Below are 24,795 nucleotides of genomic sequence, written 5' to 3' on the forward strand. Positions count from 1 at the left end.
ACGAACCGTCCGGGCCCCCGTACTTTAATCGGCGGATTGCGTTGGGGGTGCACCGCTGCCAGATGCGCAGCCCCGGGTGCGTGGCACCTGCTAAACGCCCCGGCACTCAGGGAACGGGTTCGACGTCGTTCGCGTGATCCAGCGGTGCGGCCGTGCCAGCGAGGGCGGCCGCCCCGGCGCGCAGTTCATCCAGCCGGACCAAAACCACGCCCGCGACGATAAGCACACCGCCCAGCAACTGAACAGGGCCCGGCAGCTCGCCCAGAAGCAGCCAGGCCCAGATCACGGCGAACAGCACCTCGGTCAGCGAGACGAAGGACGCCACCTTGGAGCCGAGCGCGCGGGCAGCCATGATGCCGGAAACATAGGCCAGGACAGTGGCGAGTATGACCAGCCCGGCCAGGGCCGCCCACCACGGCGCAATCCAGGGGCCCAGCCGGGTATCCCCGGTACTGAACGCCATGGGCAGGAGTCCCGTGGCGCCGGCCAGCCACATCACCACGGCACCCACCAGCAGTCCGGCCGATGCCAGGACGATGGGCGGCAGCGAATCGTTCTCCTTCGCCGTGATGAAGAAATAGATGGCCAGGCAGACTGCGGCGGCCAGGCCCCAGAGGACCCCCACCACGTCGATTTTGACGGCACCGGCAAGGTCCAGCACCAGCACCAGGCCCGCGAGGGAGAGCACAGTTCCGCCGAAAGTCAGGATCCGCGGACGTTTGCGGCTGGCAATCCAGAGCCACAGCACAATGAGGACCGGGGCGAGGTACTCAAGCAGCAGCGCCACGCCGACCGACAGGCGGGCAACGGCGTTGAAATAGAAGAGTTGGCAGGCTGCCACGCCGATCAGGCCGAAGAGGGCTATGGTGACCCAGTTGTCCCTGAGTTGGTGCCACCGGCCCTGCAAGGCCAGGGCCGCGGGAAGTGCCAGGATCAGCGCGGCGCCGGTCAAGCGGGCGGTCACGGCGGCCCCGGGGGACCATCCGGACTCCAGAAGAGCCTTGGCAAAGGAACCGGAAAGGCCGAACACGGCAGAGGAGAACAGCGCAATTCCCAGGCCGGAGCCGAGGAACCCGCGCGCGGCGGCGGGATTGAGGGCGGCAGACACCGGCGCCTCCTGTCAGGAGTAAAGTGGGGTTATGGTCCTGACATTACGCCCGGCTTTGGTAAGGAGTCAAGATGGTATTTGCTCCTGACACCGAGGTTGCCCTGCGCACGGTGGTCAACCTGATCAACACGGCCGCAAACGGGCGCGAATCCCTGGCTACCGTGGCCGATCTGGACCACTTCCTTGACGTGGAGCGCTTCAGCGGATCCCGCACCCGTGACCACGCCGAAGTGGCGAGCGTTCGCGAACTGCGCAGCCGGCTGAGTGCGCTGTGGACGGCAGACGAGGACACGGCGGTGGCCGGGGTGAACCGGCTGCTGCGCGAGGCCAATGCACTCCCGCAACTGACAAAACACGACGGGTGGGACTGGCACCTGCACGCCACCACCCGGGAGGCACCGCTGGCCGACAGGATGGGGACCGAGGCCGCCATGGCCCTCGTGGACGTCATCCGAAGCAAGGAGATGGACCGCCTGCTTGTCTGCGCGGCGGACGACTGTGATGCCGTGGTGCTGGATTTGAGCCGAAACCGGTCCAAGCGATACTGCGACACCGGCAACTGCGCCAACCGGGCCCACGTTGCTGCCTATCGGGCGCGCCAGGCGACCGCCGAACGCGGGACCGCCGGACGCGGGACGGCCGGACGCGGGACGGTGGGCTAGGACCGGCCGGCTAGGAGCGGCTGGTACCCGGGCCGTCGGCGTCGGGCGTTTCCGAAGGGCCGTCCGCGTGGCCCTGGCCGTTCCCGCCAAACCCGTGCGAGGGATTCTTGGCGGAGCTGAGGTTGACCCCGGAGCCCTTGCCCAGGTGCTCGGCGTTCTCCTTATAGCTCATGGAGAGCATGGCCGCTATGACCAGTGTGACGATGAACGCGATGCCCGCGCCGGTGAAGGCAAGATCGAACCGGGGGGTCTTGGCGCTGCCGCCGGAGGCGAAGATCAACACCGAAACGAAGGCGAGGACGGCCCAGAACGCGGAGAACATCAGCGGCCCCTTCACCGAGGTCCGCAGCTTGCGCGGTTTGCCTGGTTGCTGGTCTGCCACGATATTTCCTCCTACAGCCGGGCCGAATCGGCCTGCTGGTTTTGAATGTTCCGGATTGTCCCGCCCCGCATTTTTTCTACGCTGGGTAGAACGGTCTTCTTCTAGTTTACGGCTTCCGGGCGGCGCTCCGGGCATCGTGCCTCAGGGTCAGCCCGGACAGGACCCACAACACACCGGAGATGATGGCCCCGCCGCCGGCAACACCGAGCAGGGCATGGGGTCCGAGGCTGATGAAGAAGGGCAGGGCCGCGGCAGTGCCGAGGCCTATGACGCCGGAGGCGATCCAGTCGCGGGCCAGCACATGCCGGGCCCGGCACCGGAGGCCGCAATACAACTCCGCCGCGCCGGCCAGGCCGAGGCCCAGGGCGGCGACCACGCCGAACACCCCGCTCCCGTGCAGCAGTACCAGCGCGGCGCCCGCCCCCGTCAGGACGGCGCCGGCTGCGGAGACGATCCTGCCGGGCATCCCGTTCCGCGCGTCGCCCGCCTTGGGGATACCCCAAAGCACCAGGAGTCCGGTGGCCAGCAGGTACAGACCGCCCGCCCAGCCCATGCCCTGGATTGAGGGTGAAGGCCAGAAAATCGTCAGGGCACCGAAGGCGAGTGCTGCCAGGGCGCGGAGCAATACCGGCTTCCACAGGTCAGCCTGCTGGGCGGTGCCTGCGGCCGTGGCTGCAGGAGTCAGTGGTTGGTTCACCGGTCCAGTTTAGTGGGATCAGGTCCTATGGCGAACCCAGCACCATCCAGCGGTCCGATCGGGCACGGAGGCCAAGAGTCACGGCGCGGGCGGCCATGTAGCCGATGGCGAATGCGGCCCACAACCATGCGAGCCTTGCCGGTGAGGTCCCGCCGCCAGTGGCAACAGCCAGCAGGAGCGGGACATACGCGGCGAGGTTCACCAGCCCGGCCACGGCCAGGTACCGGGCGTCGCCGGCCCCGATCAGCACCCCGTCGAGGACAAAAACGTAGCCGGCGATGGGCTGGCCGGCCGCCAGGATCCATAAGGCGTACGTCAGGGCGGACTGGACGCCGGCGTCGGGGGTGAACAGCGCCCCCGCCCACGGCGCGGCGACGGCGAGCAGCGCACCGGTGACAGCCCCGAACCCGATGCCCCAGCAGACCATCGTCCGCGTCAGCCGCCGGGCGCCTGCAGGGTTGGACGCCCCCAACTCCTTGCCGATCAGGGCCTGCGCCGCGATGGCGAGGGCATCAAGGGCAAAGGCGAGGAACGAGAAAATGGTCATGGCCAGCTGGTGGGCCGCCAGGTTGACGGCCCCCTGTTCCGTGACCACCAAAACCGTGGCCAGGATGGCGATGCGCAGGCTGAGGGTGCGCAGCATCAACCAGGACCCCACGCGGGTCAGTGCCCGGATCCCGCGCCAGTCAGGCATCAGGCTGACGCCGTGCCTGGCCGCATTCCGCTGGACCATCACCAGGTAGACGGCAGCCATGGCCCACTGCGCCGCACTGGTGCCGATCGCCGAGCCGGCCACCGACAAGCCAAGGCCATAGACCAGCCACAGGTTCAGGACGATGTTGAGGGTAAAGCCGGCCGTGGCCACGACCAGCGGGGTCCTGGTGTCCTGCAGCCCGCGCAGGACCCCTGTTCCGGCGAAAATCAGCAGCGTCGCCACCAGCCCGGGCATGGACCAGCGCAAGTAGTCCACGGCAAAGGTCCGGACGTGGCCGGCGGCGCCCATCAGGGTGAGCAATGGTTCGGCCGCCCAGAAGCCTGCCACCGCCAGGACCACGCCCAGCAGGAAAGCCAGCCAGACGCCGTCGCGCCCGGCGGCGAGGGCCTTGCCCAGCTGGCCGTGGCCCATTGCCCGGGCCACCGCAGGGGTGGTGGAGTAGGCGAGGAAGATCATCAGGCCGACGGCGGTGTGCAGCACCGCGGAGGCGAGCCCCACGCCAGCCAGCTGGGCAACACCGAGATGTCCCACAATGGCCGAATCCGCGAGCAGGAAGAGCGGTTCGGCAATCAGCGCGCCAAACGCCGGGACGGCCAGCCGGAGAATGTCCCGGGAAGGGCTGGCGGGGCGTACCGCAGCAGCGGAAGTTCGGTTCGGCACAGTGCCAGCTTAACCGGGGCGGCGACTGTTCTGGCCCGGCTTCCGTGACGCCCCGTGTCATGAGCTGGAACACAAAAGCCGGTAATTAGTTGACACTTCAACCAATCATCGGGGACACTCGAAACATGAACCAGTCACGCCTCACCACCTCCGCCCTGACCATTTTGCGCGTCGCCCTCGGCTTCCTCTTCGCTGCCCACGGCTGGCAGAAGTTCAACGAGTGGACCATCGCCGGCACCCAGGCTGCCTTCAGCCAGATGGGTGTTCCCGCAGCCGACCTGGCAGCACCCCTCGTGGCCGTCCTCGAACTTGCCGGCGGCATCGCCCTCATCCTGGGCATCCTCACCCGCGTTGTGGGTGCCCTGCTGGCCCTGGACATGCTCGGTGCCCTCGTCCTGGTACACGCCGGCGCAGGCGTCTACGCCGACAAGGGCGGCTACGAACTCGTCCTCCTCCTGGGCGCAGCAGCCCTGGCCCTCGCCCTCACCGGCGCCGGCCGCATCTCCGTGGACCGGGCCCTGTTCGGCCGCATGAACAACAAGCTGGCGGTCCTCGCCTAAGCACCCACCCCCGCCCCAAAAACGCTCTCTCACTTAATGTGGGTTTTCCCGGGATGCTCTCTCACTTTCTTCAAGAAAGTGAGAGAGCATCCCGTCTTTAAGCGCATTAAGTGAGAGAGCGTCCGGCCTGGCGTGGCGTGGGGGGGAGGGTCCGCGGAGCGTCTGCGGGGGGAGGGTCCGCGGGCGGCTCAGGCGTCATAAGTGCGGCGGACCGGGGGCACGCTCTAAGGTGGGCAGCATGACTGAGACCGCGGCAAATTCCGTCACCCTGCGCTTCCTGGCGGCACCCACTGATGTGGGCCACAGCGGGTCAGTGGATGCCGGCACCGTCCTGGAATGGGTGGACAAGGCCGCCTATGCCGCCGCGGTGGGATGGGCCAAGTCCTACTGCGTCACCGCGTACGTGGGCAACATCCACTTCGCCGACCCGGTCAACAGCGGCGACATGGTGGAGGTGGAAGCGACCATCGTCTACACCGGCCGCTCCTCCATGCACATCCGGACCGTGGTTTCCTCCGGCGATCCCAAGGGCGGCCCTGCCACCATGCGGAGCCAGTGCATGGTGATCTTCGTGGCCGTGGGCGACGACGGCAAGCCCGTCCCCGTGAAGCACTTCGAGCCGGTCACCCCGGCTGAGATCCAAGAGCGCGATCACGCACTCGCCCGGATCAGGATCCGCGAACAGATCGTCGAAGCCATGAACGCCCAGGAATATACCGACGCCGGAACGGCCGAACGTGTGACGCTGCGGTTCATGGCGGCCCCCACCGACGTGAACTGGGGAGGGAAGGTCCATGGCGGCATCGTCATGAAATGGATCGATGAAGCGGCCTACGTCTGCGCCTCGCGGTACTGCGGGATGGACACTGTGGCGGTCTTCTCCGGCGGCGTGCGCTTCTACCGGCCCCTCCTGATCGGACATGTCGTGGAGGTTGAGGCCCGGCTGGTCTACACAGGGACCAAAGGCATGCACATCGCCGTCCACGTGCGTTCGGGCGATCCGAAGGGCGGCGCACTGAACCTCACCACGTACTGCCTCACCGTGATGGTGGCGCGCGACGCCGAGGGAAACTCGGTGCCCGTCCCGCCGTGGGTGCCGGTCACGGAAGAGGACAAACGCCTGCACGCCCATGCCCGCGAATTGCTGGAGATCCGCGGGAAAGCGCCCGGAAACCGGCTGCCCAACCACCTGCTGCAGCAGGGCTGAACCCCTGCCCGGTCCGGTGACCGGACCCTAGAAGCCCCCGCCTCCGGCGTCGGCGGCCATGTTGGCAAAGCGCGAGTAGTGGCCCTGGAAGGCCACCACGATGTCCTTGGTGGGACCGTTACGATGCTTGGCGATCAGGATGTCAGCCTCGCCGGCCCGCGGCGACTCCTTGTCATAGACGTCTTCGCGGTGCAGGAGGATCACCATGTCCGCGTCCTGCTCAATGGAGCCCGATTCGCGGAGGTCCGAGACCATGGGCCGCTTGTCCTGGCGCTGTTCGGAGCCACGGTTGAGCTGCGACAGGGCGATAACGGGCACCTGCAGTTCCTTGGCCAAGAGCTTGAGGGCACGGGAGAATTCCGAGACTTCCTGCTGGCGCGACTCAACTTTCTTGCCCGAGCTCATGAGCTGCAGGTAGTCAAGGATGACCAGCTTGAGGTCGTGCTGCTGCTTGAGCCGCCGGCATTTTGCCCTGATTTCCATCAGGGACATGTTGGGACTGTCGTCAATGAAGAGCGGGGCGTCGTTCATCCGGCCCATGGTGGTGGCGATCTTGGACCACTGCTCGTCCTTGATGGTGCCCTTGCGGAGGTCCTGGAGGCCGATGGTGGCCTCGGCGGACAGGAGACGCATGGCGATCTCATTCCGGCCCATTTCGAGCGAGAACATGACCGTTGCCAGGTTGTTTTTGATGGCTGCGGACCGGGCGAAGTCCAGGGCGAACGTGGACTTACCCACGGCGGGGCGGGCGGCAATGACGATCATCTGGCCAGGGTGCAGGCCGTGGGTGAGCTCGTCCAGCTCGTAAAAGCCGGTGGGCACCCCCGTCATTCCTTCGCCCCGGTGCCCGGAGGCCTCGATCTCGTCAACCGTGGATTCCATGACGTCCTTGAGGACAACATAGTCCTCGGCGGTGCGTCGCTCGGCGACGGCGTAGACCTCGGCCTGGGCCTGGTTGACCAGGTCCTCCACCTCGCCGTCGGAGCCGTAACCCAGCTGGACAATCTTGGTGCCGGCGTTGACCAACCGGCGCAGGACGGCGCGTTCGGCCACAATCTCGGCGTAGTATCCGGCGTTGGCGGCCGTGGGTACGGTCTGAATGAGTTCGTGCAGGTAGGCCGGGCCGCCGATCCTGTTAATCTCGGCACGCTTGGTCAGTTCGTCCGAAACCGTCACGGCGTCGGCAGGCTCACCCCGGCCGTAGAGGTCAATGATCGCTTCATAAATGGTCTCGTGCGCGGGCCGGTAGAAGTCCTGGCCGCGGAGGATCTCCACAACGTCAGCAATGGCGTCCTTGGAGAGCATCATGCCGCCCAGCACGGACTGTTCTGCCGGTATGTCCTGGGGAGGCTTCCGGCTCGTCTCCGACCCTCGGGTACCCTCGATTGAATCCAGGTGCGTTACTGACAAAGCTGCCGTCCTCCATTGTGTGCCGCAGCAGGCGGCACGTAAGTCATCTTGTCCTGCGGAGCCGGGCTGTTAAACCTCAACAGCATGGCGTACCTTCAGGTGTATCAGCGGCCACTGACAAACGTGGACCGCGCCGCTCCACCGGCGAGTCAGCCCGCGGGCGCGCAGAAGTTATCCCCACAATCCACAGGTTATCCACAGAAGGTGCCGGCCCGGGAAAGGAACCCCTTGGCAGCGGTGCCACCGGCTGGCGGCGCGTTCTTTTCACTCCCCAACAACAGGTATCCCGCAACGGTAGCCGCCAGCGACCCAGCCTCCAAGCCCACCGTCCCCGCAGCCTGTGGATAACCTGTGCACTACAGGGCATAGCTTGTGCACAGTCTGTGCATGAACCTGTGGAAACAAAAAAACTTTGCAGCCTTATACGCCTCTGACCTGAGGAAACACTTCCGGGTGGATGTGGACGAAAAAATTCTTTGGGGAAAGGCTAATCCACAGCCTGAGGTGCCGGCCGGTGGAAATCACGGCCTATTTGGGTGGTATCGGAGCTCGACGCCAGCCCGCACCGGTGAGGAAAATTACACAAGGCTCAGGTTTTGACCTTGGGGCGCAGGCGCTGTATGGAGCTTCAGGAATGTGCTGTGGATAACGGCCATCTGGCATAAGCTCTAAGCATGGGCGACATACTGATGGTGTTACTGCCGGCCGGAATCCTGGTGGCAGTCCTGTGGACGCTCACAACGGCCCTCAGGCCGCGCGATACCGGAATCTCGGAAGCCGAAAAGTACCAGCAGGACCTCGCCAGGCGCTCCGCCGCCCACTATGCGGAACAGGTGCGGCTGGCTACCGCCGTACGCGCCCGGCTGGAAGCGAATACCCGACCAAGCCAGAACGAACAGCAGCAGTCGCAGCAGGCGGACCACGCCCGTGCCGCACTGCAGGCCCGCACCGGGTCCGGTACCGGAGCCGGCACCGGAGCGCACGGCCATTTGCTCCCCGGTGGCCTGTTCGATCCGCAGCTTGTTATGCAGCTCCAGACGATGGCCCGTGACGGGCACAAGCTCCAGGCCATCAAGCTTCTGCGCCAAACAACCCACACCGACCTGGCCACCGCCAAGAAGTACGTAGATCGGCTTTAGAAATGGAATCGCTCGTGATCCCCGTTATTATCCTCGCGGTTGTGGCCGGCGGCGTCGCCTTGGCAGCCCGCGCAATCGGCAGGCGCCAGGCAGCCGCCAGGGAAGCCGCCACAGCACCCGCTCCGGATGCGTCCGAACTGGCCCGCGTGGCCGCCGCCAAGCTGAACGAGGAACAGCACCGGACGCTGTATGCCCTCATCGCACAGGGTCAGGCCATGGCGGCCATCAAGTTCTACTACGAGGCCACAGGGGACGGCCTGAGGGCTTCGCGGGACGCCGTAGGAGCGCTGGCCGCCCACCCCCAGCCTTACCGCGGCCCGCAAGCGCAGGCCGAGGAAGACCTTGAGGCCGACGACGACACACCCCAGCGCTTCCCTTACCGCTACCGGGCCATCGCCAGCAAGGGCGACGTCACGCGCGAGGTCAGCAGCAACATGCTCAACGACGAAATCTACGGACGGATCCGGACGCTGGCGCGAAGCGGGGACATCGAGGGCGCGGCAACGGCGCTCACCAAACACTCCGATATCTCAATGAAGCAGGCCCGCGAGTTCATCGCCCTCCTCGACGATTAGACGGAGGAGCCGCAATTCCCCGGACCCGCCCGCATTATTGGGCGCGACGTCGCCGGCGACCCGTTGCCCCGCGAGTTGCCGGCGGGGCGGTGCCGCGCCCCTTTGCCCCGCGGGTTGCCGGCGGGGCGGTGCCGCGCCGCGTTGCCCCGATTGGCTGCCCTCATGCCGGACGAGGCGGAACAGGTGCTACCGCCCGGCGGAAATGCCCGCCAGGAGCTGCTCAAACGGCAGGGACTCGGCCACAGCCGGTTTCCGGCCCGGCTGCGCACCCTTCAGGAGCGCGGCGAACTCTGATGCTGCCCGCTGCACCCGGTCCGAGAGCGGCGAGCCGCCGTCGTCGGTGTTTCCCCAGTCCTGGGGTCCGGCAAATACGGCCGTGGCGGTCTGGCGGGTGCGGAGGTAGCTGAACAGCGGCCGCATGGCGTACTCCAGGACCATCTGGTGGCGGTCTGTGCCGCCGGTGGCACCCAGCAGGGCGGCCTTGCCCTCCAGGGACTTGGGGTCCAGGACGTCGATGAAGGATTTGAACAGGCCGCTGAAGGACGCGCTGAAGACGGGGCTCACTGCGATGATGCCGTCCGAGGCTTCCACGCCGGCGATGACATCGGCAAGGCGTGGGGCCGCGTACCCGGTAACGAAGTTGTTGGCAATGTCCACCGCGAGATCGCGAAGCTCAACCACGTCCACCTTCACCTGATAGCCGGCGTCCTTGAGCTCGTGCTCTGCGGCAGCGGCGAGCTGATCGGCAAGCAGTCTGCTGGAGGACGGCACACCCAGGCCGGCGGACAGAACGGTAATGCGGCGGGTTTCCACCATGGACTCCTCAGGTTCGGTACAAACAATGCTACATGTGTTTGCATGTATCTGGGTAACCTGAGGCTTCTCGCTTTTATTCCGCCGGGCTAGATCAGTACTGTTCCACTGATGCGCGCAACGGATGTGCCGCCCACCCAGATGTCGCCGTCCACGGCCTCCACGTGGATCCGTCCAGTCCGGCCCAGCGCCGTACCCTGCGCGGCCACGTACGACGACGGTGCGCGGCCAGTGCCGATCAGCCACTGGGCGGCGCCGGCGTTGAAGCTCCCCGTCACCGGATCCTCCACCGCTGCGTCACCGGGAATGAACGTGCGGACCTCGAAGTCCGCCTCCGCCTCCGGCGCATGGGGCCCGATCACGCCGACCTTCAGGTCCCCCAAAGCTGCGAAGTCCGGTTTGATGCCCAGCACCTGCCCGGCGGAGGCCAGAAGCACGCCTATCCAGTCCGGACCGTTGACCAGCCAGGAGCCGTCCAGCAGTGCCTGGCGGGGCAGGCGGAGTCCGTCGGCGATCCGTGCCATGTCCGCCTCGTCCACCGCCCCTGAGCGCGTCAATGGCGGTGCGGCGAACGCCAGCCGTCCGCCGTCGCGCCTGACGCGCACCAGGCCCGCCCCGCACTCCTGGACGATCACGCCGTCCTGCTTCGGGATGCCACCGGCATCCAGCCACGCCTGCGCCGAACCCAGCGTGGGATGGCCCGCGAAAGGAAACTCCTCGTGGGCAGTGAAGATGCGGACCCGGTAGTCGGCAGCCGGATGTGCGGGCGGCAGCAGGAACGTGGTCTCTGAAAGGTTCGTCCAGTTGGCGAATTGCTGCATCTGCCCGGCAGTGAGGTCCGCGGCTTCAACAACCACCGCCAACGGATTGCCCCGGTACGGTTCGTCCGTAAACACATCCAACTGGGTGAATGGACGACGGCGGGGCGCTGGGGAAGGATTTTGGCTCACCGCCGCAGGCTATCACCCCGGAGCGGCGGCGCTGACAGGTGGGCCCGCTCTGCCAGACTTCCCTCATGACTGAGAACAAGACCCGGCCAACCCACGCGTCGGTGGAGGGGTTCCTCGCCGCAGTGGAGCATCCTGTCCGGCACCGGGACGGTCTGCTGCTGCTGGGACTCATGCAGGCAATCACTGGCGAGGAGCCCGAGATGTGGGGGCCCACCATCGTGGGATTCGGACAGTACCACTACAAGTACGCGACCGGCCGGGAGGGCGACGCCGCGGCGGTGGGCTTCTCCCCCAGGAAGGCGAGCCTCTCGCTGTACGGGCTGACTTCCGCGCCCGAGGCTGCGGCACTGCTGGCCCGGCTGGGAAAGCATAGGACGGGCGCGGGCTGCCTGTACGTGAACAAGCTCGACGATATCGATGAGGCTGTGCTGGCCGAACTGATCCGCGCAGGCTACCGGCACGCCACCACGGTCCTCCACAGCCCCTGAGGCGGGCACACAGGAAACCCCCGCCACCGGAGTGCGGTGACGGGGGTTTACGTGCAGTTCAGGAACGGGTCGCCGGAAAGGCTACTTGCCCGCCACTACGTCGAGTTCGATCACAGCGGCAACGTCCTCGTGGAGACGGACGTTGGCCTGGTAGGAACCAACCGACTTGATGTGTGCCGGCAGTTCAACCTTGCGCTTGTCGATCTTGCCAAGGCCAGCGGCCTCAACAGCGTCGGCTACGTCGGCCTGCTTGACGGTGCCGAACAGGCGTCCGGTCTCGCCAGCCTTGACAACGAGCTTGACCGGCTTGGAGGAGAGTGCAGCGGCCTGCTTCTGAGCATCTTCCAGGGAAGCGTGCTCGCGGGCGGCGCGGGCAGCCTTGATGGACTCAACCTGCTTCTCGCCACCCTTCGACCAGGTCAGGGCGAAGTTGCGGGGCAGCAGGTAGTTACGTGCGTAACCGTCCTTGACCTCGACAACGTCGCCAGCGGCACCGAGACCGGTTACTTCGTGGGTCAGAATGAGCTTTGCCATGTTAGTCAGTCCCTTCCTTAGCCGCGGCCAGCGCCGGAGTAGGGCAGCAGAGCAACTTCGCGGGCGTTCTTGATTGCCTGGGCGATCTTGCGCTGTTCCTGCACCGTGACGCCAGTGACGCGACGGGCGCGGATCTTTCCGCGGTCGGAGATGAACTTGCGCAGCAATGCTACGTCCTTGTAGTCGATGACAGTGATGTCAGCGGCCTTCAAGGGGTTGGACTTTGGTTTGGGCTTACGGAGTTCAGCCTTAGCCATCGTGGAGCTCCTATTCTTTGGAGCCCGTGGATGTTGATCCACGGGATGGTGGTGGTCCGACGGCGGCAGTCACCTGGTGCGTTGCGGCACCCGGGCGGTCCCCCGGCGTCGGGCCTGGAGTTTGGTTTAGAAGGGAGGTTCGGAATCGGGGCCGTTGCCCCAGCCGCCTGCATTGGAGACTCCGGGCGTTGCCCAAGGATCTTCCTGTGCAGCCTGCTGGTTGCCGCCGCCCCAGTTTCCGCCGGAGTTGCCGCCCTGGTTTCCACCAGAGTTGCCTCCTCCGAAGCCGCCGCCGCTGTTGCCGCCGCCGAAGCCACCCTGGGCGCCGTTTCCGGCACCTCCACCGCCGGAGCGCTGGGTGCGGTTGACCTTGGCGTTGGCATAGCGCAGGCTCGGGCCGATTTCATCGACTTCGAGCTCAATGACGGTGCGCTTTTCGCCTTCTTTTGTTTCATAGGAACGGCTCTTCAAGCGGCCGGAAACGATCACGCGCATGCCCTTGGTCAGGGATTCGGCGACGTTTTCGGCTGCTTCACGCCACACCGCAGCGCGGAGGAACAGGGTTTCCCCGTCCTTCCACTCATTGGACTGGCGGTCAAAGGTGCGTGGGGTGGAAGCGATGGTGAAGTTCGCTACTGCCGAACCTGACGGTGTGAACCGCAATTCCGGGTCATTGGTGAGATTACCGATGACCGTAATGGTGGTCTCGCCTGCCATCTACTGCCTCCTTGTTCGATCTTGGATGAAGAGTTCGATCCTGTGGGGTGAAGAATGAAGATCGGAGCTGAAATTACTCAGCAACAACCTTCTGCTCTTCGGGGCGGGTGATCTTGGTGCGCATGATGGTCTCGTTAAGAGACAGCTGGCGGTCAAGTTCCTTGGCGGTTTCCGGCTTGGCGGTGAAGTTCACCACTGCGTAGATACCTTCAGACTTCTTCTTGATTTCGTAAGCCAGCCGGCGACGGCCCCAGATGTCAACCTTCTCGATGGTTCCACCATCGGTCGTGATGACGTTCAGGAACTTCTGAAGCGACGGCTCAACGGTACGCTCTTCGACCTCGGGGTCGATGATTACCATCAATTCGTAAGGACGCATATGTGAACCCACCTCCTTTGGGCTAAGCGGTTACGGCATTTCCGTAACAGGAGGTTCATTTGCGATGCCATGCCAGCCCGGCCAACGGAACGGAGGCAGGGCGCAGCACAGACTTCACTATCTTAGTGCATTTGGACCGGATAGGCGATTCGCGCTTGACTCAAGGCTAAATGCCAGGACGGCGGTGCGGAAGCCGCAGTCCGGGTATGTGGAAAACTCCGCCACGGACGACGCACGGGCGACTGAGTACTCCTAGGTAGCGGTACTCAGTCCGTTGCGTCAACAAGTACTGTGGTGCACCCCTAAACGCCGGGCTACATTGACATCCATCGGCTGGGTAACCGTGTTGTTGGCCCCATCAGTCAGGCAGCCGGCTGGGCGGGTTTTGTCGCAGTGAAGTGCAGCAGGCTGCAGGTCTCCTTCTTTAATGAACGGGGACTTCATGTCGTTAATTGGCCGGAACAAGGAGCTGGACCGGATCCTCGCGGTGATCCGGGGCCCGAAGGAATCAGCCCTCATGGTGGTGGGGCGGAGGGGAACGGGCAAGTCGGCGCTGTTGTCCGAGATCCCGCGGCTTTCCGAACATCGGACTGTTTTCCTGCGGGCAAGCGCATCAGAATCCGATTGGCCCCTCTCCGGCCTCACAGCGCTCCTGAACGGAATCGATGATCCGATCCTGGGGCGGTTCGCCGATGAGCTGCTGCGGAATTCGGCCGGCACCATGGACGTTGCCACGGTGGCGACGTTGCTCCTTAATGGGCTGCATCAGCGCTCCTCGTCACGAACCATCGTGGTTATCGACGATGCGGACCAGTTGGACCCCGGCAGCCAGGCCGTTATTGGCTTCCTTGCCCGCCGCCTGGCCGGAACGGACATAGCGCTGATCGCCAGCATCCGTGAAGAGCTGCCCGACAGCCCGTTCGGCAGCCTCCCGGCCCTGCATCTGAAGGCCCTGAACTACAACGACACTGTCCGGATGCTGGAATCGATTCCCGCGCGGCAGACGGCGACGACGGCGCTTCACGCGGTTGCCGCAGCCACCCAGGGAAATCCGCTCGCCGCCGTCGAGCTTTACACGTGCCTTCTGGAACGCCACGCCGAAGGGAAGTACGCACTTCCCATTCCGCTGCCCTGCAAAGGAAGCTTCGAATCGGAGTTCGCCGCGATGGCGGGCGCCCTCACTCCCGCCGCCCGGCAAGCCCTCGACCTGATGTCACTGTCCTGCCGCAGCGACATCGCCACCCTGGAAAAGGTGCACGGCGAGCTCTGGACCGGCATGGATGAGCTCCTGGCAAACGGCATGGTGATCCGCTCCGGTCCGCACCTGCGCATTCAGGACCAGCTCCTGCGTGGCTATGTTTTCGCCGCCATGACGCCGTCGGTACGCACCGCCGCCCACAGGGCATTAGCGGAGGCCGCAGGTGAGTCCGACCCCTACGCCCGGCGGTGGCATCTGAGCTTCAGCGCGCTGGAACGCCAGACCCCTTTCGGCCTCCTGCGGTACGCCGTGGACCTGATTCGCGCCGGCGAAGTTACCTTCGCCGTGGAGTACATCGAACGTGCGCTCACCATCAATCCCTGGGAAGCGGAGACGGCGGCGCGGCTCACCACCGTGGCCGAGTTGCTCTTTAACCGGGGAGAATTCGTCTACGCCCAGCGATACCTGGACTGGGCCCGGCGGGTGACCCGCAACCCGGCCCTGATCCTCCGGCTCACCGGGCTGGCCTTTGGAATTCAGTTCATTCAGGGGGCCGCGGTGCGATCAAGCATGGTGCTGCGCCTGGTCAAGGAGTTCGGCCAGCACGATCCGGCCTATGCGGCCACCCTGTTGTCCGTCAGTTCACTCCATTACGCCGAACGGTGGGAGCTGGACGACGCCGTCAGCCTGCTCCACGAGGCCGACGAGTTCCGCGAGGCCGCCAGCACCGACTGCCTGGCTGTAGCCGAGCGCGCCAAACTCCTGATCGAGGCTATCCGGGGGAACACCGAGCGTCATGAACGCAAACACGACGTCGGCGGCACCGTGGCCAGCCTGTTGGTGCAGGCCCGTGCCCTGACCTACGCGGAACACCATGAACTTGCCCGGGAAGCTTTCACGATGGTGCACAGTTCCGTCGGGGCCAGCAACATCAACTGGCGCGAGACGGCGGCGTACCTCGCCGTGGACAACGAAATCCGGGCGGGGAACGTCCGCATGGCCATCCGGCTGATCGAGGACCTCGAGCTCACTGAGCCGGAGACCAAATACCACCGCGGGATGCGGCACGTTTTCCGGGTGTGGCGGGCGCATTCACTTGGCGATGAGGCACTGGCACAGCTTTACGTTGCCGATGCCCACCGTTTCGCCGGCGCAGACACCCATCCGGCCATCACAGCGCAGCTGGCTGCCTGCCAGGGTCACTTCGCACTGATGCGCGGCAACCTGGCAGAGGCCTGCGCCCAGCTGTCCCGGGCCGCGGAGATCGGTTCGCGGTTCGCCAATCCCACACTGCTCCGCTGCGAGGCCGATCTTGTGGAGGTCCTGATCCGGCTGGGGCGGCACCGCGAAGCCACCCAGGCCCTCTACCGGCTTGAGAGCCGCGCGGTTGGGCTGAGGTCCCCGTGGCTGCTGACGGCCGTTGCCCGCAGCCGCGCGATGCTGGCCGACGGTGAGCAGTCACTACAGCTGTTCAACCAGGCACTCGAGAGCAGGAACGGCCACGATTCACCCCTGGAACGCGCCCGCACCTTGCTGTGCTTTGCGGAGCGGCTGGGCGCCCTGGGCAGGCAGCGGCATGCCAGGGAGGGACTGCTGCGTGCAAAAGTGATGTTTGATGAAGCGGGGGCCGACGCCTGGACGCAGCATGTTGATTCGCTCCTTCTTGACGAACGGGTGGAGCCGGCCCGGTCGCCTGGCAACCCGGCCTTGCTGATGCTCGCCGACCACGAACGCGCCCTCGCCCAGATGGTGGCCCGCGGCATGCGCAACAAGGAAATCGCTGCCACACTCTTCGTTTCCATCCGGACCGTGGAAGTGCGCCTCACGGCCATCTACCGCAAACTCGGCGTGGAATCCCGTGCCCAGCTGACCGCCCTTGCAGCCGCCAAGGAAGCCGCCTCCCGGGAACCCTACATCCTTCCCGTGGTCTAGGTTTTCTGCCCCTGTGCAGGTACCCGCAGTTTCCGCAGTGTTCCCTTCCAGCACCCACATCGCCCCGGCTTTTCCCGGAAATACGCGCCAGTTCAGGGCTAATTTTGCAGCACGGCCAGAGCAAACACGCACACTCCGGGAAGGGGTTCATCATGGTGGAAGTTCCAGTAGCCCCGACCCGGCGGGCAGGTTTTGACTGGCCCGTTGCCTCCGTTGCTGCACAGCGGAACGCAACAGCGCGGTTGGCGGCAGCAGAAGCCGCAGGAACCCGGTTTCTGCTGCCGCCAATTGCCGTCCCGGCAACGCCCGGCCGCAAAGCGGGGGCGGCCTGGATCCACAACCACATCACCCTGCTCCGGGCCACCGATGCTGTTGTGGTGGCAGGCGCCGTATGGGTCGGCGATCTCCTGTCCAGCGTGGGGTTCGTGCCAGGGGTGGAAAGCGCCAGAGGCGGCCTCCTCACGGCCGTGACGGTGGCGCTGCTCTGGCTGCTGGCGCTGGAAATCTACCGGACGCGGGATTCAAAGGTCCTGGGCGTCGGAGCTGATGAGTTCAAGCGGGTTGCCTCGGCGACGCTGCGGATCTTCGGGCTCATGGCCATCGCCGGCATCGTCTTTTCCGTGCACGGCGGGACCGCCTTCATCACCGTGTCCCTGCCGCTTGGGCTGATAGCCCTGACCGGGAACCGCTGGGCCTTCCGGCGCCGGCTGACCAGGGAAAAGGGCCGCGGCCGCCACCTCTCACGGGCCGTCGTCGTCGGCGAACCGGAGGACGTGCGGTACGTGGTGCAGCAGGTGGCCAAAAAATCAGGTCCGGTCTACGAAATTTTGGGAGTCTGCCTGCCCGGAGCACGGCGCGGCGGGAAACTGCGCGTGGACGGACACCAAATTCCCATCCTCTCCTCCACGGATGACATCGCCCGCACAGTGCGTCTGTCCGATGCGGACTCGGTCATCGTGGCAGGGCCCCTGCCGGGGGGTAACAAATTTATCCGTGAGCTCGGCTGGAAACTTGAGGAATGTGCGGCGGAGATGGTCCTGGCGGCCACGCTGACAAATGTTGCGGGTCCCCGCATCCATTGGCGGCCGGTGGAAGGCCTGCCCCTGATGCATGTGGACATCCCCCAGTACTCAGGTGCGAAGCATGTGCTGAAACGGGTCGTGGATGTGGTGATGGCGCTCGGTGCCCTCCTGGCGCTGTCGCCACTGCTTCTGGTGCTGGCCGTCATTGTCCGGTTGGACAGCCCCGGGCCGGTACTTTTCCGTCAGGACCGGGTGGGCAAGGACGGCCACCCGTTCGGGATGTTCAAATTCCGGTCCATGGTGGTGGACGCCGAGGCACGCCTGGCCGCGCTGGACCAGCGCAACGAGGGTGCCGGCGTGCTGTTCAAGCTGCGTGACGATCCCCGGGTGACGCGCTGCGGCCGCTGGATGCGCAAGTACTCACTCGATGAGCTCCCCCAGCTTTGGAACGTTGTCCTCGGCGACATGAGCATGGTGGGACCGCGGCCGCCACTGGACCGGGAAGTCAACGGCTATGAACGCCACACGCACCGGCGCCTGCTCATTAAGCCGGGAATCACCGGCCTCTGGCAGATCAACGGCCGCTCGGACCTGGCCTGGGACGAGGCCGTGCGGCTGGATCTCTACTACGTCGAAAACTGGTCCATTGCCGGGGACCTGCTGATTCTCTGGCGCACCTTCCGCGCCGTCATCAAGCCCTCCGGGGCCTACTAACAACTCCCCTGGAAAGGAAGTGACATGAGAACGTTCGCCAATCCGTTCCACGTCCCCACCCACCGGCAGCCCACGCCGAAACTGAAGATCGCCGTCGTCGGAGCCGGCTACTGGGGACCGAACCTCGCCCGTAACCTGCAGTCCAGCCCCGACTGGGACCTGGTGGCCATCTGCGATCTGGACATCGAGCGGGCAGCGAAGCTGGCCGCATCCCTGGGTGACATTCCCGTCGTCGAGTCCCTGGATGAACTCCTGGACACCCTCGACGTGGACGCCGTCGCGATTGCCACGCCGGCCCGCACCCATTACGGGACGGTGATGACGGCCCTGCGGGCCGGCAAGCATGTGCTGGTGGAAAAACCGCTCGCAGACAGCCGGGCACACGGGCTGGAGATGGTGGCCGAGGCCGAGGCGAACGGCCTGGTGCTAATGGCGGACCACACGTACTGCTACACGCCCGCGGTGCTGAAGATGCAGGAACTGGTGCAGGAAGGTTCCCTGGGCGAAATCCTGTTCGTTGACTCCATCAGGATCAACCTTGGACTCGTCCAGCCCGATGTGGATGTGTTTTGGGACCTTGCCCCGCATGACCTCGCCATCCTGGACTTTGTGCTCCCCGGCGGCCTGAACCCTGCGGAAGTTTCCGCGTTCGGCGCGGACCCGTTGGGTACCGGGCGCGACTGCGTGGGCCACCTGAATTTCAAGCTGCCCAACGACGCCACTGCCCACGTCAACGTGAACTGGCTGAGTCCAACCAAAATCCGGCAGATGGTGATTGGCGGATCGTTGCGGACCCTGGTGTGGGACGACCTGAACCCGCAACAGCGGCTCAGCGTTTACGATCGCGGCGTCAGCCTGGACCGGCAGGCCAAATCGGCCGGAGAAAGAAAGGCGTCCGCAATCTCCTACCGGCTCGGCGACACCTGGTCCCCGGCGCTTCCCGAACGGGAGGCCTTGGGCCAGGTCGTCGAAGAGCTGGCCTCGTGCATCCGCACCAAGCGGGAAGCCCGCACCGGCGGGGCATCCGGCCTGCGGGTCCTCTCCGTGTTGGAGGCCGTGACGCACAGCCTCAGCATGGACGGCCAGGCCGCCCCGGTGGCAGGGTATGAGCTGGCCGCCGCGGGCGCTCAGCTGGGGCGTGCGCTGTGAGCGAGCTTCAGGGGGCCCGCGTCCTGGTGACCGGCGGCGCAGGAACCATCGGTTCGACACTGGTGGATGCGCTCCTGGACGCCGGGGTGAACCGCATTGATGTGCTGGACAATCTTGTCCGCGGCCGGCTCGGCAATCTCGAGCAGGCACTGGAAAGCGGCCGGGTTGAACTCATCCACGGAGACATCGGCAACCGCGACCTGGTTCACGATCTCACCACGGGCAAGGACCTGGTTTTTCATCAGGCGGCCATCCGGATCACGCAGTGCGCCGAGGAACCGCGGCTGGCCCTTGAAGTCATGGTGGACGGGACCTTCAACATCCTCGAAGCGGCCGCGGAACACCGGGTGGACAAGCTCATCGCGGCTTCCAGCGCCTCGGTCTACGGCATGGCGGAGGAATTTCCCACCACTGAACGCCACCACCATGCCAATAACGACACCTTTTACGGCGCCGCGAAGTCGTTCAACGAAGGTATGGCCCGGAGCTTCCACGCCATGGCGGGGCTGGAGTACGTGATGCTGCGTTACTTCAACGTCTACGGGCCCAGGATGGATGTCCACGGCCTCTACACCGAAGTCCTGGTCCGGTGGATGGAACGGATCATGGACGGCAAACCGCCGCTGATATTCGGCAATGGCCTGCAGACCATGGACTTCGTGTTCACCGCGGATGTGGCCCGGGCCAACGTGTTGGCCGCCGCGAGCAGCGTCAGCCAGGGCATCTACAACGTGGCCAGCGGAACCGAGACCAGCCTGCTGGAAATGGCGCAGGCCCTGCTGCGCGTCATGGATTCGGACCTGACGGTGGAGCACGGCCCGGACCGGCCGGTGAACAGCGTGGTGCGCCGGCTTGCGGACACCACGGCTGCCCGGCAGGACCTGGGCTTCAAAGCAGAGGTGGAACTCGAAGAAGGACTTCGCGAACTCGTCAGCTGGTGGAAGCCGCTGCGGGAGGAAATTGCCGCGAGCAGGAAAGCTGGTGTCCGATGACCGCAGAAGCAGCCGTTGCCCGGATCAACGTCATGAAGCCCTGGCTCGGTGACGAGGAAGCGCAGGCACTGGCGGAAGTGGTGGCCTCCGGCTGGGTGGCCCAGGGGCCCCGGGTCAAGGAATTTGAGGGGGCCTTCGCGGCCTCGCAGGAGGTCCATCACGCCGTCGCGACCTCCAGCTGCACCACGGCCCTGCACCTCGCACTGGTGGTTGCCGGGATCGGGCCGGGGGATGACGTGGTGGTGCCGTCGCTGTCCTTCATTGCCACTGCCAACGCTGTGACGTATGTGGGGGCCAATCCGGTCTTCTGCGACGTTGACCCCGCCACCGGCAACGTGACTGCCGAGACCATCCACGCCGCCCTGACGCTGGACACGCGGGCCGTCATCGTCGTGGACCAGGGCGGGGTGCCGGTGGACCTGGACCCCATCCGCGAGCTCTGCGACCGGCACGAAATCACCGTGATCGAGGACGCCGCCTGTGCCGTGGGCTCCCAATATAAAGGGCGGCCTGTGGGCACGGGCGCGGACGTGACCGTGTGGTCGTTCCATCCGCGCAAGATCCTCACCACCGGGGAAGGCGGGATGCTCACCACGCAGCGGGCAGACTGGGCCGCGCGTGCCCGGACGCTGCGCGAGCATTCAATGAGCGTCTCCGCGACTGACCGGCACGGTTCCTTGCTTGCGCCGCCGGAGGTCTATCTCGAGATCGGCTTCAACTACCGGATGACCGACCTGCAGGCCGCCGTCGGGATGGTGCAACTGCGGCGGCTGGCCCAGATCGTGGAGCGGCGCCGGGAGATAGCCGCGGCGTACGTGGCCGGGCTGGCAGGAGTTCGGGGCCTGCGCTTCGTGTCTGATCCCCCCTACGGAACCACCAACTTCCAGTCCTGCTGGGTTGAGGTGCTGCCCGCTTTTGGAACCAGCCGTGATGGCCTGCTGTCCCGCCTTGCGGATGCCGGGATTTCTGCCAGGCGCGGCATCATGGCCGCCCACCGTCAACCCGCATACCGCGGCCGCGACTACGGCAACGCGGGGCTGCGGCAGACCGAGCGCATGACGGACCGGACACTGATCCTCCCCGTATTCCACGAGTTGGACACGGTGAGCATGAACCGGATCATCAACACGATCAAGGCTGCCGCACAAGGAGCGGGCACGTGAGTGAGCTGATTCTGATTGCCGCCAGCGGCCTGGCCCGCGAAGTGTTGGCCATGGTCCGCGGCAGCGGCCAATACGACGTCGTGGGCCTGCTTGATGATGACAAGGAGATGGCGGGGGTCACCGTTGACGGGGCGCCCGTGCTGGGAACCATCGACGACGCGTACAAGTACACGCACGCGTTCATCCTGGTCTGCCTGGGCTCCGGCAAGGCGCGGGAAATGGTGGTGGACCGGCTCAGCATCATGGGCCTGCACGAGGCCCGGTACGCCACGGCGATCGACCCGTCCGTGCAGTACCCGGAGGGGTGCCGGATCGGCCGGGGCAGCATCCTGCTGCGCAATGTCACGCTGACAGCCTCGGTCACCCTGGGCGCGCACGTGGTGGCGATGCCGTCCGTGACCTTCACGCACGACGACGACGTCGCGGACTTCGCGACCTTCGCCGCCGGTGTGTCTTTGGGCGGCGGCGTCCGGGTTGGCCGGGCCGCTTACCTGGGGATGAATTCGAGCATCCGCGAACGGACCTCGGTGGGTGCCTACGCCACCGTGGGGATGGGCGCTGCCGTGCTCAGCAACGTGCCCGACGGCGAGACCTGGGTGGGCGTCCCGGGTCACCCCATCGACCGGGAAGCCTTCTGCATCGGGGGCAGGCAGTGAGCGCGGGGATGCCGGTCCGGACGGACGCCGCAGTCCCCTTGGTGGATTTGGTGGCCCAGCAGGCTGACGTGAACGCGGAGGTCATGGCAGGGCTCGCGGAGATTTTCCGCCAGGCGGCCTTCGTCGGCGGCCCGGCCGTGGCGGAATTCGAGACGGCGTACGCCGGGTTCCTGGGAGCCCGCCACTGTGTGGGCGTGGCCAACGGGACCGACGCGCTGGAACTGGCGCTGCGCGCGGCCGGTGTTGAGGCCGGCGATGAGGTCATCCTGCCCGCAAATACCTTCATCGCCACGGCGGAGGCGGCCAGCAGGATCGGCGCCGTTCCCGTGCCCGTTGACGTCGATCCTGACTACCTGCTGATTGACCCGGAGGCCGTTGCCGCCGCTGTCACGGCGCGGACGCGGGCCGTTGTTCCGGTGCACCTTTTCGGCCAGACAGCTTTCGTGGAGCGGCTCATTCCCATTGCCTCGGCCTGCGGCGCCGTGATCGTCGAGGACGCCGCGCAGTCGCAGGGGGCCACCAGGTTTGGCCGTTCCGCGGGAACCTTGGGGCTGGCGGCCGGAACGAGCTTTTACCCCGGGAAGAACCTGGGGGCTGCCGGCGACGCGGGTGCAGTGGTAACGGACGACGACGGCGTGGCAGCCCGCGTGCGGACGCTCAGTTCCCACGGGAGCCTGCGGAAGTACGAGCATGACGTGGTGGGGTTCAACTCCCGCCTGGACGCCGTCCAGGCGGTGGTGCTTCGCGCGAAGTTGGCACGGTTGCAGGAGTGGAACCGTCAGCGGCGGGCAGCTGCTGAACGCTACAGGCTTCTGCTCGCGGACATGCCGTCCGTTGAGCTTCCAAGGGAAGCTCCCGGCAATGTGGATGCCTGGCATCTGTACGTTGTTCGGGTTCCCGACCGGGACGCAGTGCTCGCCGCCCTGCACGCCGCGGGTATCCAGGCCGGGGTCCACTATCCGGTGCCGGTGCACCGCAGTGGCGCCTACGCCGGCGCGGGAATGCGCGCAGGCTCGTTCCCCGTGGCCGAAGCTGCCGCGGGCCGCATCCTTTCCCTGCCGCTGTTTCCGCACATCACGGAGGCACAGCAGGAACGGGTTGTTGCGGCGCTGACCCTCGCAGTAGCTGGCGATTAGCAAATGACCCGCGAATACAACACGACGGCAGACCGAGAACTCCCCCAAGAGGTCTCAGCGTCCCCCACCTCCACAGCCGCCCTGGGCTCGGCAGTGAAGAAAGGTGCCGTGTGGACGGCGGGCAGCACCGTGCTGCTCCGGCTGGGTAACATCGCCCTCATGGCTGTCGTAGCCAGAATCGTCTCACCCAACGAGTTGGGAATTTTCACCCTTGCCGTGACCGTCCATACGGTAATCGTCAGCCTCGCCGAACTGGGGACAGCGTCCGCGATTGCACGGTCAGACCTGGATCTCAAGCGGATTGCGCCTACCGTGGCCGCCGTCTCGATCGTCAGCAGTGTGCTGATGGCAGTTCCGTTATTCATCTTCGCTAACGACATCGCGACCCTCTTGGGCAGCGCTGAGGCGGGCCCCTCGATGAAGATCATGGCACTGGGTGTTGCCCTGATTGGCCCATTGGCTGTGCCGGGGGCACTCTTGCTCCGGGACTTTCGGCAGAATGTGATCTTTTGGGCTTCGGCGGTCGCCTTCGTGCCCGGAAGCGCTACCTTGGTGTTGCTCGCCCTGCAGGGCAGCGGGCCGGAGTCCTTCGCATGGTCCCGGATAGTGGGTCAGGTCGTGATGGGGGCAGTGATCCTGTCGGCAACGGGGCGCCCTGCATTGCCCCGGCTTGACCTGAAAATACTCAAGCCGCTGATCGTTTTTGGACTGCCCCTGGCCGGAGCAAACCTCCTCAGCCAAGTGCTGCTTAACGCCGACTACCTCTTCATCGGCAGGATGCTGGGCGCGACTGAGCTCGGCGTCTATTTCCTTGCGTTCAGCGTCGCTATGTGGCCCACGGCTGTCATCGGCTCAATGTTGAACGGGCTGGTCCTTCCAGCCATCTCCACCGTTCGTCGCGACGGCGGCGATGTGGCTGAGGCCGTCAAGGTTGGTCTGCGGACCGTTGCGCTTGTTGCGTTTCCATTGGCGGCATTCCTGTGCGCCTTCTCGTTGCCTATTGTGGAAACCGTATACGGTGCGTCGTGGCGGGCAGCGGCTCCTGCATTGTCCATCCTCGCCGTGTATGGCGCAGCATCTGTAATAGGCCTATTTCTTGCGAACGTCATCATCGCGGCTGGGCGCACTGCGGTCCTCCTAACGGTCCAGATCTGTGCCCTTACAGTCCTCCTGCCCGGACTACCAGCAGGGATCAACTTGGGCGGGATCGAGGGTGCTGCTGTCGCCCACCTACTGGTTATAGTCACGGTCACCTCACCGGTTTACATCATCGCCTTACGACGGTTGACGGGTGTGACGGTCTCAGCCCTCCTAGCTACTCTGGCCCCTCCGGCCCTGGCGTCGACGTTGACTGGGCTGATCGCCTGGGCGGCCACTTTAGGTCTATCGGAGCCCTTCCAAAAGATCGCGGTTGGCGGTGTCATTGGCCTTTGCTTGTACATGTTCCTCAACCGCCGCAGCATTGGTGCGCTGCTTCCCGCCCGGCTTCTTCCCCGCGGCTACAAGGGGCAAGAAAAGCCAGAGTCACGAACGGGCAATGGCAAAAGGAGTTCAACATGAGCGCCATCCTCCCACTTCCC

Annotated in this window: 25 protein-coding genes; 14 read left to right on the forward strand and 11 right to left on the reverse strand. The window is 65.5% G+C overall.

Annotation, left to right across the window (positions count from 1 at the left end):
- Positions 1 to 106 precede the first annotated feature (106 nt).
- Positions 107 to 1,108 (reverse strand): EamA family transporter, encoded by a 1,002-nt coding sequence (locus tag SBP01_RS19365; RefSeq protein ID WP_320536970.1) that lies wholly within the window; start codon positions 1,106 to 1,108, stop codon positions 107 to 109.
- 71 nt (positions 1,109 to 1,179) lie between these two features.
- Here SBP01_RS19365 and SBP01_RS19370 point away from each other — a divergent pair, with 71 nt between their 5' ends.
- Entirely contained in the window at positions 1,180 to 1,770 is a 591-nt protein-coding gene (locus tag SBP01_RS19370) for a CGNR zinc finger domain-containing protein (RefSeq protein ID WP_320536971.1), read from the forward strand.
- Between the two features lie 10 nt (positions 1,771 to 1,780).
- On the opposite strand, the gene SBP01_RS19375 is transcribed toward SBP01_RS19370, so the two are convergent.
- The 3 genes from SBP01_RS19375 to SBP01_RS19385 all read right to left on the reverse strand — a co-directional run bounded on the left by SBP01_RS19375 (position 1,781) and on the right by SBP01_RS19385 (position 4,224).
- Entirely contained in the window at positions 1,781 to 2,152 is a 372-nt protein-coding gene (locus tag SBP01_RS19375) for a hypothetical protein (RefSeq protein ID WP_275213025.1), read from the reverse strand.
- Positions 2,153 to 2,258: 106 nt separating this feature from the next.
- Positions 2,259 to 2,849 (reverse strand): hypothetical protein, encoded by a 591-nt coding sequence (locus tag SBP01_RS19380; protein ID WP_275213023.1) that lies wholly within the window; start codon positions 2,847 to 2,849, stop codon positions 2,259 to 2,261.
- Between the two features lie 25 nt (positions 2,850 to 2,874).
- Positions 2,875 to 4,224, reverse strand: coding sequence for an MATE family efflux transporter (locus SBP01_RS19385; RefSeq protein ID WP_320536972.1), 1,350 nt, complete (start codon positions 4,222 to 4,224; stop codon positions 2,875 to 2,877).
- Between the two features lie 125 nt (positions 4,225 to 4,349).
- On the opposite strand from SBP01_RS19385, the gene SBP01_RS19390 reads away from it, so the two are divergent.
- Together SBP01_RS19390 and SBP01_RS19395 are read left to right on the forward strand one after the other, a co-directional pair.
- Positions 4,350 to 4,784, forward strand: coding sequence for a DoxX family protein (locus tag SBP01_RS19390; protein WP_275213021.1), 435 nt, complete (start codon positions 4,350 to 4,352; stop codon positions 4,782 to 4,784).
- Positions 4,785 to 5,022: 238 nt separating this feature from the next.
- A complete protein-coding gene (locus SBP01_RS19395) occupies positions 5,023 to 5,991 on the forward strand; it encodes an acyl-CoA thioesterase (RefSeq protein WP_320536973.1) in 969 nt (322 codons plus the stop codon).
- 27 nt (positions 5,992 to 6,018) lie between these two features.
- Here the strand turns inward: SBP01_RS19395 and dnaB are convergent, their stop codons facing one another.
- Positions 6,019 to 7,401, reverse strand: a complete 1,383-nt coding sequence (dnaB, locus tag SBP01_RS19400; RefSeq protein WP_255769369.1) for a replicative DNA helicase — start codon at positions 7,399 to 7,401, stop codon at positions 6,019 to 6,021.
- 674 nt (positions 7,402 to 8,075) lie between these two features.
- On the opposite strand from dnaB, the gene SBP01_RS19405 reads away from it, so the two are divergent.
- The gene (locus SBP01_RS19405; protein WP_320536974.1) at positions 8,076 to 8,540 is read left to right on the forward strand and encodes a hypothetical protein; all 465 of its coding nucleotides are present in this window, start codon (positions 8,076 to 8,078) and stop codon (positions 8,538 to 8,540) included.
- Positions 8,541 to 8,542: 2 nt separating this feature from the next.
- Positions 8,543 to 9,115, forward strand: a complete 573-nt coding sequence (locus SBP01_RS19410; RefSeq protein ID WP_320536975.1) for a hypothetical protein — start codon at positions 8,543 to 8,545, stop codon at positions 9,113 to 9,115.
- Between the two features lie 186 nt (positions 9,116 to 9,301).
- Here the strand turns inward: SBP01_RS19410 and SBP01_RS19415 are convergent, their stop codons facing one another.
- Both SBP01_RS19415 and SBP01_RS19420 read right to left on the reverse strand, forming a co-directional pair.
- The gene (locus SBP01_RS19415; protein ID WP_320538391.1) at positions 9,302 to 9,928 is read right to left on the reverse strand and encodes a CE1759 family FMN reductase; all 627 of its coding nucleotides are present in this window, start codon (positions 9,926 to 9,928) and stop codon (positions 9,302 to 9,304) included.
- Between the two features lie 89 nt (positions 9,929 to 10,017).
- The gene (locus SBP01_RS19420) at positions 10,018 to 10,878 is read right to left on the reverse strand and encodes a PhzF family phenazine biosynthesis protein (RefSeq protein ID WP_320536976.1); all 861 of its coding nucleotides are present in this window, start codon (positions 10,876 to 10,878) and stop codon (positions 10,018 to 10,020) included.
- Between the two features lie 65 nt (positions 10,879 to 10,943).
- Here SBP01_RS19420 and SBP01_RS19425 point away from each other — a divergent pair, with 65 nt between their 5' ends.
- On the forward strand, positions 10,944 to 11,366 hold the full coding sequence (locus SBP01_RS19425) for a DUF1801 domain-containing protein (RefSeq protein ID WP_320536977.1): 423 nt from the start codon (positions 10,944 to 10,946) through the stop codon (positions 11,364 to 11,366).
- 81 nt (positions 11,367 to 11,447) lie between these two features.
- Here the strand turns inward: SBP01_RS19425 and rplI are convergent, their stop codons facing one another.
- From rplI to rpsF, 4 genes are all read right to left on the reverse strand, one after another.
- A complete protein-coding gene (gene rplI, locus SBP01_RS19430; RefSeq protein WP_320536978.1) occupies positions 11,448 to 11,900 on the reverse strand; it encodes a 50S ribosomal protein L9 in 453 nt (150 codons plus the stop codon).
- Positions 11,901 to 11,917: 17 nt separating this feature from the next.
- Positions 11,918 to 12,157: a 30S ribosomal protein S18 gene (rpsR, locus tag SBP01_RS19435; RefSeq protein ID WP_003800144.1), complete on the reverse strand. Its 240-nt coding sequence runs from the start codon at positions 12,155 to 12,157 to the stop codon at positions 11,918 to 11,920.
- Between the two features lie 126 nt (positions 12,158 to 12,283).
- On the reverse strand, positions 12,284 to 12,874 hold the full coding sequence (locus SBP01_RS19440) for a single-stranded DNA-binding protein (protein WP_320536980.1): 591 nt from the start codon (positions 12,872 to 12,874) through the stop codon (positions 12,284 to 12,286).
- A gap of 73 nt (positions 12,875 to 12,947) precedes the next feature.
- Positions 12,948 to 13,253 carry a 30S ribosomal protein S6 gene (gene rpsF, locus SBP01_RS19445; RefSeq protein ID WP_078107099.1) on the reverse strand — a complete coding sequence of 102 codons (306 nt, stop codon included), beginning with the start codon at positions 13,251 to 13,253 and terminating at the stop codon, positions 12,948 to 12,950.
- A gap of 442 nt (positions 13,254 to 13,695) precedes the next feature.
- Here rpsF and SBP01_RS19450 point away from each other — a divergent pair, with 442 nt between their 5' ends.
- From SBP01_RS19450 to SBP01_RS19485, 8 genes are all read left to right on the forward strand, one after another.
- Entirely contained in the window at positions 13,696 to 16,383 is a 2,688-nt protein-coding gene (locus tag SBP01_RS19450; protein ID WP_320536981.1) for a helix-turn-helix transcriptional regulator, read from the forward strand.
- A gap of 152 nt (positions 16,384 to 16,535) precedes the next feature.
- Entirely contained in the window at positions 16,536 to 18,119 is a 1,584-nt protein-coding gene (locus tag SBP01_RS19455; protein WP_320536982.1) for a sugar transferase, read from the forward strand.
- Positions 18,120 to 18,143: 24 nt separating this feature from the next.
- A complete protein-coding gene (locus SBP01_RS19460) occupies positions 18,144 to 19,268 on the forward strand; it encodes a Gfo/Idh/MocA family oxidoreductase (protein WP_320536983.1) in 1,125 nt (374 codons plus the stop codon).
- Positions 19,265 to 20,260, forward strand: a complete 996-nt coding sequence (locus SBP01_RS19465; protein ID WP_320536984.1) for an NAD-dependent epimerase/dehydratase family protein — start codon at positions 19,265 to 19,267, stop codon at positions 20,258 to 20,260. Before SBP01_RS19460 ends, SBP01_RS19465 begins: the two co-directional genes overlap by 4 nt.
- Positions 20,257 to 21,423: a DegT/DnrJ/EryC1/StrS family aminotransferase gene (locus SBP01_RS19470; protein ID WP_320536985.1), complete on the forward strand. Its 1,167-nt coding sequence runs from the start codon at positions 20,257 to 20,259 to the stop codon at positions 21,421 to 21,423. The genes SBP01_RS19465 and SBP01_RS19470 overlap by 4 nt, the downstream gene beginning before the upstream one ends.
- Complete coding sequence (locus tag SBP01_RS19475; protein ID WP_320536986.1) at positions 21,420 to 22,079, forward strand: NeuD/PglB/VioB family sugar acetyltransferase; 660 nt, start codon at positions 21,420 to 21,422, stop codon at positions 22,077 to 22,079. The genes SBP01_RS19470 and SBP01_RS19475 overlap by 4 nt, the downstream gene beginning before the upstream one ends.
- The gene (locus SBP01_RS19480) at positions 22,076 to 23,215 is read left to right on the forward strand and encodes a DegT/DnrJ/EryC1/StrS family aminotransferase (RefSeq protein ID WP_320536987.1); all 1,140 of its coding nucleotides are present in this window, start codon (positions 22,076 to 22,078) and stop codon (positions 23,213 to 23,215) included. The genes SBP01_RS19475 and SBP01_RS19480 overlap by 4 nt, the downstream gene beginning before the upstream one ends.
- A gap of 3 nt (positions 23,216 to 23,218) precedes the next feature.
- Entirely contained in the window at positions 23,219 to 24,775 is a 1,557-nt protein-coding gene (locus SBP01_RS19485) for an oligosaccharide flippase family protein (RefSeq protein WP_320536988.1), read from the forward strand.
- Positions 24,776 to 24,795 lie beyond the last annotated feature (20 nt).

It is taken from the genome of Pseudarthrobacter sp. IC2-21 (genome assembly GCF_034048115.1).
Taxonomy (GTDB): Bacteria; Actinomycetota; Actinomycetes; order Actinomycetales; family Micrococcaceae; genus Arthrobacter; species Arthrobacter naphthalenicus.

Bases quoted from the DNA above. Each gene is read 5' to 3' on its own strand.
- SBP01_RS19370 (WP_320536971.1), top strand. From the start codon at position 1,180: ATGGTATTTGCTCCTGACACCGAGGTTGCCCTGCGCACGGTGGTCAAC.
- SBP01_RS19390 (WP_275213021.1), top strand. From the start codon at position 4,350: ATGAACCAGTCACGCCTCACCACCTCCGCCCTGACCATTTTGCGCGTC.
- SBP01_RS19395 (WP_320536973.1), top strand. From the start codon at position 5,023: ATGACTGAGACCGCGGCAAATTCCGTCACCCTGCGCTTCCTGGCGGCA.
- SBP01_RS19405 (WP_320536974.1), top strand. From the start codon at position 8,076: ATGGGCGACATACTGATGGTGTTACTGCCGGCCGGAATCCTGGTGGCA.
- SBP01_RS19410 (WP_320536975.1), top strand. From the start codon at position 8,543: ATGGAATCGCTCGTGATCCCCGTTATTATCCTCGCGGTTGTGGCCGGC.
- SBP01_RS19425 (WP_320536977.1), top strand. From the start codon at position 10,944: ATGACTGAGAACAAGACCCGGCCAACCCACGCGTCGGTGGAGGGGTTC.
- rplI (WP_320536978.1), bottom strand. From the start codon at position 11,900: ATGGCAAAGCTCATTCTGACCCACGAAGTAACCGGTCTCGGTGCCGCT.
- rpsR (WP_003800144.1), bottom strand. From the start codon at position 12,157: ATGGCTAAGGCTGAACTCCGTAAGCCCAAACCAAAGTCCAACCCCTTG.
- SBP01_RS19440 (WP_320536980.1), bottom strand. From the start codon at position 12,874: ATGGCAGGCGAGACCACCATTACGGTCATCGGTAATCTCACCAATGAC.
- rpsF (WP_078107099.1), bottom strand. From the start codon at position 13,253: ATGCGTCCTTACGAATTGATGGTAATCATCGACCCCGAGGTCGAAGAG.
- SBP01_RS19450 (WP_320536981.1), top strand. From the start codon at position 13,696: ATGTCGTTAATTGGCCGGAACAAGGAGCTGGACCGGATCCTCGCGGTG.
- SBP01_RS19455 (WP_320536982.1), top strand. From the start codon at position 16,536: ATGGTGGAAGTTCCAGTAGCCCCGACCCGGCGGGCAGGTTTTGACTGG.
- SBP01_RS19460 (WP_320536983.1), top strand. From the start codon at position 18,144: ATGAGAACGTTCGCCAATCCGTTCCACGTCCCCACCCACCGGCAGCCC.
- SBP01_RS19470 (WP_320536985.1), top strand. From the start codon at position 20,257: ATGACCGCAGAAGCAGCCGTTGCCCGGATCAACGTCATGAAGCCCTGG.
- SBP01_RS19485 (WP_320536988.1), top strand. From the start codon at position 23,219: ATGACCCGCGAATACAACACGACGGCAGACCGAGAACTCCCCCAAGAG.